The sequence below is a fragment of the Sporosarcina sp. SAFN-010 genome (assembly GCF_059415065.1).
On record NZ_JBPFDS010000012.1, the window covers coordinates 1 to 12,960 of the forward strand.

The window sequence follows — 12,960 nt, forward strand, 5'->3', positions numbered from 1 at the left end:
TGTTTGTTTCACCGGCAGAACCGGTTTCCCAAACGATAATTCGTTGACATTTTGCTGTTCAGTTTTCAAGGTTCATATGGTTATAAATTATGGAGCGGGTGAAGGGAATCGAACCCTCATCATCAGCTTGGAAGGCTGAGGTTTTACCACTAAACTACACCCGCGTTATTATTATTGTTATTATTATTATGTTATGGCGCGCCCGGCAGAAGTCGAATCCACAACCTTCTGATCCGTAGTCAGACGCTCTATCCAATTGAGCTACGGGCGCTCGCTAAGATTAATTAAGAATGTTTGGTGCGGTAAAGAGGACTTGAACCTCCACGGGGTTAACCCCCACTAGGCCCTCAACCTAGCGCGTCTGCCATTCCGCCACTACCGCTTATTTATCATTTTTGCGACATCCTTTATTATACACGATAAGTAAAGTTTGTCAACAGTTAAGTTTGAAGTTTTAAATTTAAGTTTTAAAAGTAAATGGTGAGCCATGCAGGATTCGAACCTGCGACCCTCTGATTAAAAGTCAGATGCTCTACCAACTGAGCTAATGGCTCGTACAGTTTTGAAATTAGATAATGGTTTCATTATCATCGTTCCATATATCTTGCGGTGTCTCTCGCTAAGTTTTTCAAACAAAGTTTGAAAAACTTGGCTGGGGTAGCTGGATTCGAACCAACGAGTGACGGAGTCAAAGTCCGTTGCCTTACCGCTTGGCTATACCCCAATATTATTGATAGAAAGAACATGGTGACCCCTACGGGATTCGAACCCGTGTTACCGCCGTGAAAGGGCGGTGTCTTAACCGCTTGACCAAGGGGCCATTTATAGTTTGTTGCTTTGTCGTTTGTCGTCGTTGTTCCTTGTCGACTTTTATTATTATAGACAGTCTTTCACTATTCGTCAACAGTTTTCCTGAAACTTTTTTTAAAAAACGTTCAACCCCTTGATATGACTAGGGTTGAACGTTTTAAAAAGCTCGTGTTATTGAATCTCTTTTAGTATACCGTGACATTTTCCACATCGAAATCGTTTTGTGTCTACTCGTCGTTTCCGATTATATTGAAGTCCGCAATTTGTACAAATATAGATACGAATCTTTCTAGATGACGTTTCACGGCTCTTGAGTGGTTTGCAATATCTTGGTGAATCAGTTTTCAGTAGAAGATCTTTAAATTCATAATCGCCATGTCTATACCCTCTTCCTTCTATATGAAGATGGTAATGACACAACTCGTGCTTCAAGACACCTATTAGCTCTTCCGTTCCATATAGATCTTCAACCTTAGGATTCACTTGTATGGAATGATCCGACAGCATATACCTACCGCCCGTCGTTTGAAGACGACTGTTGTAGACAGCTTTGTGAACAAATGGTTTCTGAAACCACTGAATGGATAGAGTCTCAGTAAGTGCTTGTAGATCATCAATCGATAGATTAATACCTTTCACTGTCATTTCCCTGCAGGTGATAACATCGTCAAGGCAATTCTACCCTTTGCTTTATCTACAGACTCAACCCAAACAGTTACTATGTCACCTGATGCTACGACGTCCAAAGGATGCTTCACAAACCCTTTTTTCAATTTCGAAATATGAACGAGTCCGTCTTCATGCACTCCTATATCGACAAATGCACCGAAGTCTACAACATTTCTTACAGTTCCTTGCATTTCCATTCCTTCGTGAAGATCTTTCATATCAAGTACATCCGCTTTTAAAAGAGGTTGAGGATATTCATCACGCGGGTCACGATTCGGTCGTTTCAATGTTTCAATCACATCGTTAACGGTCACTGTTCCTACATTCAGCTTACTTGCGAGTTCCGCGCTATTTAAATCGTTGAGTGCAGCAATTGCTTCTGCGGATCCAACTTGTTCCTTAGAAACTCCAGCTTCCCGTAATATATCTTCGGCGAGTGCATAACTCTCCGGGTGTATGCCTGTTGCATCGAATAATTCCTTTGCATTAGGTACTCGTAAGAAACCTATTGCCTGTTCGTAGGTTTTTGCACCTAATCGAGGTATTTTCTTCAACTGCGTTCTCTTTTCAAATTGACCTTCCTCTTCACGCTTCTTCACAATATTTTCAGCAACTGTTTTAGACAGTCCAGCGACGTATTGTAATAATGATGCAGAGGCCGTGTTGACATTGACACCAACACGGTTAACAGCAGTTTCAACGACAAACGAAAGAGATTCTGCCAATTGCTTCTTAGCAACGTCATGCTGATATTGACCGACCCCTATCGATTCAGGATCAATTTTCACTAACTCTGATAGAGGGTCTTGTAGTCTACGAGCGATCGAAATTGCACTTCGTTGCTCAACTTGCAGGTCAGGGAATTCAGAACGGGCCTGTGCAGATGCAGAGTAAACACTCGCCCCTGCTTCATTGACAATGACATACGCTACATCGGAATCGACTTCCTTTATCGTTTCTGCAATGAACTTTTCTGTTTCTCTAGAAGCCGTCCCGTTTCCAATCGCAATTAGTTTAATGTCGTATTTCTTCAGTAGTTGTAATACTGTTTGTTTCGATGCCTCTTTTTGAGGTTTCGGTGGGTGTGGATAAATGACCGAGATTTCTAGGTTTTTCCCAGTCTCATCGATTACCGCCAATTTACAGCCTGTCCGAAAAGCCGGATCGACTCCCAGTACCATTCGCCCTTTTAATGGTGGCTGCAGTAACAAGCTCTTCAGATTTTCTGCAAATACATGAATTGCCTGCGCTTCTGCCTTTTCAGATAAAGACGCTCTGATTTCGCGTTCCACAGATGGAGCAATTAGTCGCTTGAACGAATCTTCCAATGCTTCTTTTACATACTGTGTAGCAGGAGAAGATTCCCGTTTGACAACACTTCTCTCCAAATCCCCCATAATTCTGTCCGCGGGAAATCCTACTGTTACTCGGAGTACATCTTCTTTTTCTCCCCGATTTAATGCGAGAACGCGGTGTGGAACAACCTTAGACAAAGGTTCCTCATATTCGTAATACATTTCATAAATGCTTTTTTCATCTTCAGCGTCTTTGCGTTTGGATGAGACGAGTGTTCCTCTGGACCAACTGATTTTACGGATTTTCTCGCGTAGCCCAGCATCATCCGCAAGTCGCTCTGCAATAATATCCTGTGCGCCTGTTAACGCGTCCTCAACTGTATTCACTTCTTTTTCTTCGTTGATGAACTCTTTGGCCAACGTTCCAACAGCTTCGTTTGTAAATTGAAGAAGTTTGTCCGCAAGCCCATTCAAGCCTTTCTCAATCGCGATCATGGCACGAGTCCGACGCTTTTGTTTATAAGGACGATATAAGTCTTCAAGCCGTTGTAAAACATCTGCTGCTTCTATTTGCTGTTCCAGTTCAGGAGTTAACTTGTCTTGTTCACCGATCAGTCGAAGGACTTCCTCTTTTCGCTGTTCCAAGCCTTTGCTGTATTGGTATGCGTCTTCAATGTCTTTAATCTGAACTTCATCCAATGAGCCGGTTGCTTCTTTACGGTACCGTGCAATGAATGGCACCGTATTCCCTTCATCTAACAATGCAATGACTTGTTTAGTTTGTTTCAACGGAAGTTCTGCACGTTTTGCGGTCAATTCTAAAATTCGTTCCGACATTTCCATTCCCCCATTCATCACTTCTTAGTTTACCATGAAAGTGCACACAAAAAATCCCACTTCTAATTTATAGAAGCAGGGTTCCTGCGATGAACGTCGCATCGTCGCCAGGTTTCACCGTTGCACGCACCATTTCTGATAGCGCAAGCGGATCATCACTTTGGCATAAATAAGCTTTAGGACTTCTTAGTTCGACACCGTCTGAGTGCATGAAGAACAAATCTCCATTTTGATATGCATACTCCTGTGTCTTCATTTTTTGAGGACGACCGGATAAGTACCCCATCACGGGAAGTGGATAAAGCATCTTGCCGTCTTGTTGCCGGATATATAACCGGACATTGCCAACACAGCTATGTTGAATGGTATGTTTCACATAGTCAACTTTCACAATCGCTACCGCTGCACCACGTTTTTGAACCATATGCTCATTAATACGACTGAGTAGCTCTTCAATCGATTCTTCATGATGCTCCTCTAATATACGTGGCATGACTTCCGCAGATTGGCGGGCAACAATTCCACTGCCAAGTCCATCCGCAATTGCACATATAAAATAATCCTCTTCCGAGTGAAGAAAGTACACGTCCCCAGAATCACGATTTCCACCTTTGGCCTGCTGATAAATATATGCCTCGATATGATCGTTTTTGAATGCTTCCATCAGGAGGCCCCGCCCGCAGCCACTATGGCCTCCTGTAATTTCTTAATTGCCTTACGTTGAAGTCTGGACACGTGCATTTGAGAGATGCCAAGAAGTTCACCGGTCTCCTTTTGGCTAAGTTGTTCAATATATGTATATTGGATAATCTGTTTCTCCCTGTCCGACAAAACATTCAACGCATTTGCAACAAGCAACCTCTGGTCCGTTTTTTCGTATCCATCATCTTTTGATCCGATGATATCAAATAGTGTGACCGTACCTCCTTCAGAATCCGCTTCAAGCGTATGGTCCATTGAGAGCGCTTGATAACTACGTCCCATTTCCATAGCTTCCAATACAGATTCTTCGTCTACTTCCAAGTACTCTGCAATTTCGCTAACAAGCGGAGACCTTTGAAGTTCTGTAGTAAGCGTTTCAACGGTTGCTTTAATACGTGGTCCGAGTTCTTTAATACGTCTCGGTACATGAACTGCCCATGTTTTATCACGCAAAAATCGTTTAATTTCTCCAATAATCGTAGGCACAGCAAATGCTTCAAAACTACGACCGAAATCAGGGTCATATCGACGGATAGCACCTAATAATCCAAGCATTCCCACTTGGGCAATGTCTTCGTGATACGACTTACCTTTAGAATATTTACGAGCGATTGATTGTACGAGACGCTCATAGTGCATGACGAGTCGAGTTTGCGCTTCATCATCCTCGTTTTCTTGATATCGTTTAATCCACTCTAGAACTTGTTCCTGAACTTGCGGATCACGAGTAGGCTGTTTGCTTGACATCCGCTTCGCCCCGCTCTCTGCCCAGGTATTTGGTCATGAAAACAGTGACTCCTTCTTCATGATGGACTTTTACATCATCCATTAGTGTTTCCATTAAATAGAGTCCAAGTCCTCCTTCGCGTATGAGTTGAACGTCAGACTCTTGTTCAGTATAAGGACCGACCTGTTTTTTAGTTTCTTCAAAATCGAAACTTTGTCCGTGATCTGCTACCATGATTTCCAGTTTGTCTTCATACAACGCACAGCCTATGATGATTTCACCTTCTTCATCTTCATCATAAGCATGCCGTACTGCATTTGTAATCGCTTCGCTAGAAGCAATTTTCAAATCTTCAATTTCATCGTATGTAAAACCAAGGCGGCTTGCTAGCCCTGAAATCGTTAGCCTTGCCACACCGACGTACTGTGGCTTAGCAGGAACTTTTATTTCAATGTAATCAAACGGTGCCATTCGGGTCCCCACTTTCCATTTCAATCTCAACGACATCATCGAGACCTGTAATTTCAAATAGACGCTTAAGTCGTTTGTTCAAACCGACGATTTTAACTGAGCCATTCACAGCTTTCACTTTCTTATAAAACGCTACAAAAACGCCCAATCCCGTACTATCCATATAATTCACTTCTTTAAAATCGAGCACAGCTTGACATTCCGGTTGGTCTGCAACTTTTTCAAGTCGCTCCTTTAATGTTGGGGCAGTAAACGCATCAATCTCCCCAACGATTTTAAATACATGGACACAGTCCTTCTCTTGTACATCAACTTGTAAATTCATTTATCCACACCCCATATTTTCTGTTGTAAACTGAGTTTAATCCTCTATAATTGTGTTTACCCAATTTCGTGTGAACAAAACATTTTTATTCTTTCTTGAAGAGGACAAGAGTAAAGTCGTCATGTAACATGTAATTTTGCATTTTGAAAAGTTCTGTATAAAGATGGTCGACAATTTGTTGTGCGGGTAAGTTTTTCACATCACGTAGCATGTCCAAAATGACATCTTCGTCAATAAATCCTTCAGCATTTCTACCTTCAGTTACACCATCAGTCAACATGACGATGAAATCACCCTGCAACAACTCCACTGATTCTTGTTGGAAGTCTACGTCTTTACTGATCCCAAGTAGAAGTCCTTTTGCATCCAACTCAACAAATCGGTCTTCTGCAGCACGATAAAGCAATGCAGGCTCGTGTCCAGCGGAGCCGAACGTAAACGTACTTGTACTTTCAACGTACTTACCGTAAAACATGGAGATGAACATTGAATCATCCATGCTTTTCTCAACGATTTGGTTAATGACTTCTAACACGTGATGTGGCTCTGTGGCCTTTTCCCGCAAACTGTCCATCCCGAACTTAATCATCGACATGCACAGTGCGGCAGGAAGTCCTTTACCCATCACATCCGCCACAGCAACGCATGCTTCCTTATTACCTTGCTCGATAAAATAGACATAATCCCCACTCATTTTTTTCGCGGGCTTACTTACTATTCCAATATCCAAGCCATCTACTTTGGGTACTGTTGTCTCAAGAAGCATATCTTGTACCTTTACAGCGACATCCATTTCGATTTGCATCGCTTCTTGTTTACGTAAGAGACTTTGATGCTCCATTAGCGCCAATCCGTAGTGGATCATAATCTCTATTAAAAAGTCGTAAGAGGGGCCGATACGTGAAGAGAGATCAGGAAAAATCTGCTCCACAGATGTTTTATGAAGACTAATTACTTCTTCTGGTGAAATCTTTTTTTCGATAAACTTCCGACTGACTTGCTGTGCAGCATATAAATCAGTTTCATCCTCATGGGTTATATATTTCCTAAGCAATTCAGAGTATTGCTTTCCGACTTCTTGCGGCATTTGTTACTCTCCTTATCGCAGCCATTTTGTTGCAGTTATTATGGTACCCTTACCAACCTCTGACTCGACTTTAAAATCGTCCATCAAGCGTTTTACTCCAGGCATTCCTGCGCCTAGTCCTCCAGATGTTGAAAACCCATCTTCCATAACTCTACGTAAATCCGGAATACCAGGTCCTTCATCCGAAGCGATGATAGTCATCCCCTTCATGCCATCTGTCGAAAGTCGCTCGATTTCTATCTTTCCTTTACCTGCGTACAAGTAAATATTGCGTGCCAGTTCACTAATCGCGGTTGTGATTCTTGCTTGGTCCACTGTTCCGAACCCGGAGTTTTTCGCTTCATTACGACCAAGCTGTCGTGCAGCAACAATATCCCATTCCGTGAAAATCTCTACAGAAGACCGATTGCTCATATTCAGGCCTCCAATTCTCTACGTAGCTTCGTAAGTCCGTTTTCAAGGTCCAGGGCTGTCATTACATTTTCCAAACGAATACCGAGTTCTATCAAAGTAATTGCTACGGCAGGTTGGATTCCTGTAATGACTACTTTAGCTCCCATGAGACTTGACATACTAATTACGTCACCAAGCACTTTTGCGATGAATGAATCAATGAAATCAATAGAGGTCAAGTCGATGACGACACCTCTAGCAGTAGTTTCGTGCATTTTGTTCAATAAATCTTCTTGAAATTGAATCGCAGTCTGGTCGTCTAATTCCCATTGTATGGACACAATGAGTACTTCATCTAATTTCAAAATAGGTATACGGACATTCATATTACTCTACCTCCACTATTTCTCTGTTGGTTAAGCTTAGTGCTTCCTGCATTCCTCTGCGAAGTGTACTAGTGGTCGTGAAATCACTTAAATTTATGCCAAGTGCAACGATAGTTTGTGCAATTTCAGGTCGAATTCCGACTAACATACATTTTGCACCCACAAGACGAACAGCATCTGCCGCCTGAATGATATGGTGTGCAACCATTGTGTCGACAACAGGAACTCCCGTAATGTCTAGTAATACAACTTCCGCTCGTTGTTGAACAACACCTTCAAGTAAATTCTCCATTATCAGCTTAGCACGCTCTGTATCGATGGTTCCGACTAAAGGCATGATTGAAACCTTGTCCACTACCGGTATTAGAGAAGCCGAAAGTTCCTGCAACGCGACTTTTTGCAACGTGTCAGTTTGTTCCCATTTGATAGAATATGCTTCTATAATGCTTTCACGTAAGGGGTTGATCCATCCAGTGAATACACCCATAAAGATTCTAAGATTCTGTTCGGTAATGACTTCCTCGTCTTCAAGCATTTCAAAAACAACGGCAGCAAAATTATCGATTGCTTTGTTCACGAATTTTATCGACCACCCAAAGCGGATCACTTTCTCCGTAAAGTCGTCTAGGCGTTCGTTGTTTAACGCGCTTTCGCCTTCAGTTATGTTGGAAGTCATTAACGTCGTGAACTCACGACTCGTTTTTTCAACAAGATGCTGAGGCATAAAATGGAAGAAACGCTCTCCCTTCTCTTCTTTCATCAGTTCAATCCACTGTTCAATAATTGCATCCATATGCTCGTTTACTATTATCCTCATTTTACTGTTCATAATGATGTCTTTTCCCCCTTATGATGAAAACGCGATACAACTTTGTTCTCTATTATAACGGATAAGTGTCCGTTCAGCATCTTTTCCGTACAAAAAATCCATTCCGTCGGAGGACAGAATGGATTTCTTTGCTATGTATGCCTATAAGTTAGTTAAGCCAAAACTGACTTCTAATGCTTCGTCCACTTTCTGCATAACTTGGTGATCTAAGTGGGTGATTTTATCTGTGAGCCTCGATTTGTCGAGAGTGCGGATTTGTTCGAGCAGGATTACAGAATCCCGCTCGAATCCGTGACGGGCCGCATCTATTTCGACATGTGTCGGCAACTTTGCTTTTTGTATCTGGGCAGTGATTGCCGCTACAATCACTGTAGGGCTAAACCGGTTCCCAATGTCGTTCTGAATGACGAGAACAGGTCTCGTGCCGCCTTGTTCAGATCCTACGACAGGCGACAAATCCGCAAAAAAGACATCTCCGCGTTTAATTGCCAACTTTTCATCCTCCGCTTACGATTCGTTCCACCGTATGCTGAGCTTCGAATTCCGCATGCAGACATTCAGCGGCAATTCCAAGATTGATTTGGGACATTTCCACATATCCGCGCATCATCTTTTCTCTGATTGCATTTAACTCACAATCAGTCTTATACCGCGTAGCCGAGTAATATACGAAATCTCCCTGCTGCTCCTGATGGACGATCGTCTGTTCATTTTGTTTCAGCATTTTTGTGGGGATTTCCATAAGTAGTTCTCTTTTGTTTTGGTTAGCATCCAACTCTAGCACCTCCGACAAAACCCGATCCTCATTTCTATACATGTTTATCTTACCATTGGAGTTCGACAATGAAAAGACAAATTAGGTAATATAGCGACAAGTTGCGCAGTCAGGTTTGGTAGTTTGTCGAAAGTGCGAGAAGTAGGAGGTGCCAACTAATCCCCAAAATACTGTCTTTGTACACGTCTAGCAATCGTTACGGCAATTTCATAAGGAATCGTGCCGATACGAGTTGCCCATTCTTCCATTGTAATTTCTTCATTTCCTTGTTTCCCTAATAATAAAACTGGTTCGCCTTCTGGATATCTTTCAGGTAATCGCACCATACATTGGTCCATGCAGATTGTTCCAACTATCGGGACACGTTTTCCGCGAATCAATACTTCTTGATTGCGCAATCCGCGCTTCAAACCATCTGCATAGCCGATTGGCAACGTTGCGATCCACTCACCTGGTTGCGATACGTAGGTACCGCCATAACTGATTGGTTCTTTCGCATCCACTTGCTTAACAAATGCAATCTCCGTTTCCAATCGCAATGCACGTTCAAGTTGAAATGGCAGTTCCCGAGCAACCACTTCAGAAGGCGCTATACCATACATACCAATACCAAAACGAACCGCATCGAGCGCAAAATCTGGAAATCTTAGTGCTGCTGCGCTATTTGCAGCGTGAATAAGTTTCGGGCGTTCCGGAAAGCAGGTAACTAGCCGATTAAATTTCCGGAATTGCTCCTCCGTACTCTTCGTATCTTGCTCATCTGCAGTTGCAAAGTGTGTAAATATACCTTCCACTCGGATAGCCGAAGTTCCTTCAAGAATTTTAACTAATTCAACAATTTCTTGTTCACTTCGTACGCCTATCCTACCCATCCCTGTGTCAATTTTTACATGAGTATTCAAAGATTCTTTAATCCCTCTGAGTTCATCAGCTGCAGCTTGCGCCCATTGAACACCTGGAATCGTAACTGTAATCTCTTGGCGGATTGCTTCTTTTAAAAAAGTAATGGGTACTGGACCAAGTACTAGAATCGGTTGTTGAATACCCGCCTCACGTAAATCCAATGCTTCGTCAGGCGTTGCAACAGCCGCCATTATCGCACCTTCTTGGAATGCAGCCCGTGCACTTTCAGCTGCTCCATGTCCATAACCATCTGCTTTCACAACTGCTATGATGCCCGTTTCAGCAGGCAATAGTTCCCTTAAGTTCCTGACGTTCGCACGAATCGCACCCACATCAACTACTGCGCGAGTCGGTCGATAGTTAAATGATTCTGTCACGCGGATCACCTCTTCAGAATAAGTATTCTCATTATCATCCTGAAAGGCACCGTACGTCAAACTAGATAACAAGCGGGTACCGGATTGTTCGGCACCCGCTTGACGTGTTTGATTTACTTGACTACATCTGTTTGCATTGAACCAGCCACTTGAATGAGTTCTCCCTTACTAAGGGTCTCAGAGGCTACATAAAACGCAACTCCATCTTGTTCCCAGCGAATCGTATTTCCTGAAAGAGCTGCTACAGCGAAACCTAGATCTACTGGATCCCCTTCAATGGATACTGCCACTTGGCTATCCATTTCAGCTGCTGGTTCTTGAACAACAACGAACTCTTTTCCAGCACCACCATAAGATAGGAAGAGACGCGTTCCAGTTTCTGTTGCAACAGGTTCTTCACTTAACAACGTGACACCTTCAAAGGAAGCGGAAGGATAGAAGGTTTCAAGTTGTGCCTTTTTGTCCTTCGGTTTTTCATCTTTTTTCTCGTGATCCATATTTTCCGTCTCGACTTTATAATCATCCGCTTTACGCTTCACACCTAAAGTGATTTTCTTGAATGTCACACGGATTTTCTCTTCCTTGTTTTCATCCAATAAGGATACATGCGTTGGAAGCAATGTCTTCTTATCGATATGAATCTGTTGTTTCGGCAGAACTGCTTTATGATTATTGCGTGTTGCCGTTTCAAATACATAGGTCTTATCTTTTTCAGTCATCGTAGACTTCTTATCCGCTTTAATATCATCAGATAACGTGCTGATTAAGTACGCCTGGCTGTTTTGTGCTGGCCAATCACTTTGGAATTTGTACGTCTTGTTCAAGGATGGCGTGACAACAAAAACCCCTTCTTCGTTACGTACGATCATCTGTGATTCGTCTTTCCCTTTTTGAGAAACGTCCACTTTGTAAAAATCAGGCTTCGTGTGCCATACTGTCACGTCATATTGACGTGGTTCTTCACCAGTCTTAATCTCCATCGTTGCTTGAAGATCGTACCCATTGGAATCATTCCATTTACCACTCAATTTCTTGACGACATCTTCTTTCGACGGTGCTCCACAAGCAGTTAGTAACAAAAGAACCGCACCCATCAACAGTAATCCAATTTTGCTCCGCATTCAGGTCATCCTCTCCTATTTCAATCGGGTAGGTCATCTTATGAGGAGGGACAGTCATTTATGCAAAGCTGGTTAGAAACGTTCCATTTTTTGAAGAATTACTTGTGCAGCAGCTACCGTCTTCGTATGTGTGATGGAAACAAAGCCGTCCACAAGGTTTCCGTTAAAGTATAGGATAGGTGCGCCTTTATCGTCAGGTAAGATCGCAATATCCAGAAAACTGCATGTTGGACCAATTCCGGTTCCAAGCGCTTTTGCAAAAGCTTCTTTTGCTGCAAAACGTCCCGCAAGGAATTCGATACGACGGTGATTGGAAAGGCTCTCGTAGTATCGCTGTTCTTCAGTCGTAAGAATTCGATTGCGGAATTTATCGGATTTGTTGTCCAGTTCTGCAATTCGGTCAAGTTCTGTAATATCCAAACCAATTCCTGATATCATTCAGTCACCTTCTTTCCATATAGAGTCGAAAAATTGTATACTAAAACAAAGATCGGGGGAGAGTCATGTTTATCCGTACTGAAAGTTTTTCTCAATACATTCGGCTATATCCTGTAGTGTCCACGCTTATCGCTCTTAATGTCGTGATTCATCTACTCACGTTTCTACCCATCATAGGCGATACCATTTGGAACTTTGGAGTAGGCTCGAATTATATGATTGAACAAGGAGAGTATTGGCGTCTTGTCACACCAATGTTTTTACATTCCGGAATCATGCATCTATTATTCAATATGTTTTCCTTATTCATCTTTGGACCAGAGTTGGAAAAGGTAGCTGGTAAGGCTCGATTTCTAACTGTGTACTTCTTGGCTGGTGTCTTCGGAGACATTGCAACGTTCTTTATTTACGACTCCAATTATTTACACGTCGGTGCAAGTGGTGCGATTTTCGGGATTTTTGGTGCATTTGGCGCTCTTGTGTATTACACAAAAAAGATGTTACCTCAGCTTCGCCAAATTATGTTACCAATTATCGGGCTCAGTGTAGTCATGACTTTTGTCGGACCTAATATTAATGCAGCTGCGCATATTGCAGGACTGGTGGTCGGCTTCTTGATCGGATTAAGCATTTTCCATCCAAAGCGCATCATTAGCTGGCGCAAGCCGAAGATCAAAGTTGTTCCGAAGAGATAAAGACTGCTAGAAAGTCAGTGTTGCTGACTTTCTGACAGTCTTTTTTGTTTTGCGGGGGCACTCACATGGATTTATGATCATTTTTCGAGATTTATGAGCACTTTTATTGGGTTATGATCA

16 protein-coding genes and 6 tRNA genes are annotated in these 12,960 nt (G+C 42.5%); 1 reads left to right on the forward strand and 21 read right to left on the reverse strand.

Annotation, left to right across the window (positions count from 1 at the left end; translation table 11 throughout):
* Positions 1-90: 90 nt before the first annotated feature.
* The 21 genes from ACR65F_RS13315 to acpS all read right to left on the reverse strand — a co-directional run bounded on the left by ACR65F_RS13315 (position 91) and on the right by acpS (position 12,145).
* A tRNA-Gly gene (locus ACR65F_RS13315) sits at positions 91-164 on the reverse strand.
* Between the two features lie 30 nt (positions 165-194).
* A tRNA-Arg gene (locus ACR65F_RS13320) sits at positions 195-271 on the reverse strand.
* A 24-nt stretch (positions 272-295) separates the two neighbouring features.
* A tRNA-Leu gene (locus ACR65F_RS13325) sits at positions 296-382 on the reverse strand.
* A 96-nt stretch (positions 383-478) separates the two neighbouring features.
* Positions 479-554: transfer RNA gene (locus ACR65F_RS13330), tRNA-Lys, on the reverse strand.
* 95 nt (positions 555-649) lie between these two features.
* A tRNA-Gln gene (locus ACR65F_RS13335) sits at positions 650-724 on the reverse strand.
* Positions 725-745: 21 nt separating this feature from the next.
* Positions 746-820, reverse strand: a tRNA-Glu gene (locus tag ACR65F_RS13340).
* A gap of 161 nt (positions 821-981) precedes the next feature.
* Positions 982-1,440 (reverse strand): SprT family protein, encoded by a 459-nt coding sequence (locus ACR65F_RS13345; RefSeq protein ID WP_440504753.1) that lies wholly within the window; start codon positions 1,438-1,440, stop codon positions 982-984.
* 11 nt (positions 1,441-1,451) lie between these two features.
* On the reverse strand, positions 1,452-3,611 hold the full coding sequence (locus ACR65F_RS13350; RefSeq protein ID WP_440504709.1) for a Tex family protein: 2,160 nt from the start codon (positions 3,609-3,611) through the stop codon (positions 1,452-1,454).
* Between the two features lie 67 nt (positions 3,612-3,678).
* Entirely contained in the window at positions 3,679-4,275 is a 597-nt protein-coding gene (locus tag ACR65F_RS13355; RefSeq protein ID WP_039044383.1) for a SpoIIE family protein phosphatase, read from the reverse strand.
* The gene (gene sigB / locus ACR65F_RS13360; RefSeq protein WP_025783168.1) at positions 4,275-5,060 is read right to left on the reverse strand and encodes an RNA polymerase sigma factor SigB; all 786 of its coding nucleotides are present in this window, start codon (positions 5,058-5,060) and stop codon (positions 4,275-4,277) included. Before sigB ends, ACR65F_RS13355 begins: the two co-directional genes overlap by 1 nt.
* Positions 5,035-5,511, reverse strand: coding sequence for an anti-sigma B factor RsbW (rsbW, locus tag ACR65F_RS13365; protein ID WP_039044384.1), 477 nt, complete (start codon positions 5,509-5,511; stop codon positions 5,035-5,037). Before rsbW ends, sigB begins: the two co-directional genes overlap by 26 nt.
* A complete protein-coding gene (locus ACR65F_RS13370) occupies positions 5,498-5,836 on the reverse strand; it encodes an STAS domain-containing protein (protein WP_039044385.1) in 339 nt (112 codons plus the stop codon). Before ACR65F_RS13370 ends, rsbW begins: the two co-directional genes overlap by 14 nt.
* 85 nt (positions 5,837-5,921) lie before the next feature.
* Complete coding sequence (locus ACR65F_RS13375) at positions 5,922-6,923, reverse strand: PP2C family protein-serine/threonine phosphatase (protein ID WP_039044386.1); 1,002 nt, start codon at positions 6,921-6,923, stop codon at positions 5,922-5,924.
* 12 nt (positions 6,924-6,935) lie between these two features.
* Positions 6,936-7,337 carry an anti-sigma regulatory factor gene (locus ACR65F_RS13380; protein WP_039044387.1) on the reverse strand — a complete coding sequence of 134 codons (402 nt, stop codon included), beginning with the start codon at positions 7,335-7,337 and terminating at the stop codon, positions 6,936-6,938.
* A gap of 2 nt (positions 7,338-7,339) precedes the next feature.
* Positions 7,340-7,702, reverse strand: coding sequence for an STAS domain-containing protein (locus tag ACR65F_RS13385; protein ID WP_025783173.1), 363 nt, complete (start codon positions 7,700-7,702; stop codon positions 7,340-7,342).
* 1 nt (position 7,703) lies between these two features.
* Positions 7,704-8,531: an RsbT co-antagonist protein RsbRA gene (locus ACR65F_RS13390; RefSeq protein ID WP_039044388.1), complete on the reverse strand. Its 828-nt coding sequence runs from the start codon at positions 8,529-8,531 to the stop codon at positions 7,704-7,706.
* Between the two features lie 141 nt (positions 8,532-8,672).
* Positions 8,673-9,023 carry a type II toxin-antitoxin system PemK/MazF family toxin gene (locus tag ACR65F_RS13395; protein WP_025783175.1) on the reverse strand — a complete coding sequence of 117 codons (351 nt, stop codon included), beginning with the start codon at positions 9,021-9,023 and terminating at the stop codon, positions 8,673-8,675.
* Between the two features lie 4 nt (positions 9,024-9,027).
* Positions 9,028-9,315 (reverse strand): transcriptional regulator, encoded by a 288-nt coding sequence (locus ACR65F_RS13400; protein ID WP_369795252.1) that lies wholly within the window; start codon positions 9,313-9,315, stop codon positions 9,028-9,030.
* 146 nt (positions 9,316-9,461) lie between these two features.
* Entirely contained in the window at positions 9,462-10,586 is a 1,125-nt protein-coding gene (gene alr, locus ACR65F_RS13405; protein WP_440504710.1) for an alanine racemase, read from the reverse strand.
* 113 nt (positions 10,587-10,699) lie between these two features.
* Complete coding sequence (locus ACR65F_RS13410; protein ID WP_039044390.1) at positions 10,700-11,707, reverse strand: LolA family protein; 1,008 nt, start codon at positions 11,705-11,707, stop codon at positions 10,700-10,702.
* A gap of 72 nt (positions 11,708-11,779) precedes the next feature.
* Positions 11,780-12,145 carry a holo-ACP synthase gene (acpS, locus tag ACR65F_RS13415; RefSeq protein ID WP_039044391.1) on the reverse strand — a complete coding sequence of 122 codons (366 nt, stop codon included), beginning with the start codon at positions 12,143-12,145 and terminating at the stop codon, positions 11,780-11,782.
* A 65-nt stretch (positions 12,146-12,210) separates the two neighbouring features.
* On the opposite strand from acpS, the gene ACR65F_RS13420 reads away from it, so the two are divergent.
* The gene (locus tag ACR65F_RS13420) at positions 12,211-12,840 is read left to right on the forward strand and encodes a rhomboid family intramembrane serine protease (protein ID WP_039044392.1); all 630 of its coding nucleotides are present in this window, start codon (positions 12,211-12,213) and stop codon (positions 12,838-12,840) included.
* Positions 12,841-12,960: the final 120 nt, after the last annotated feature.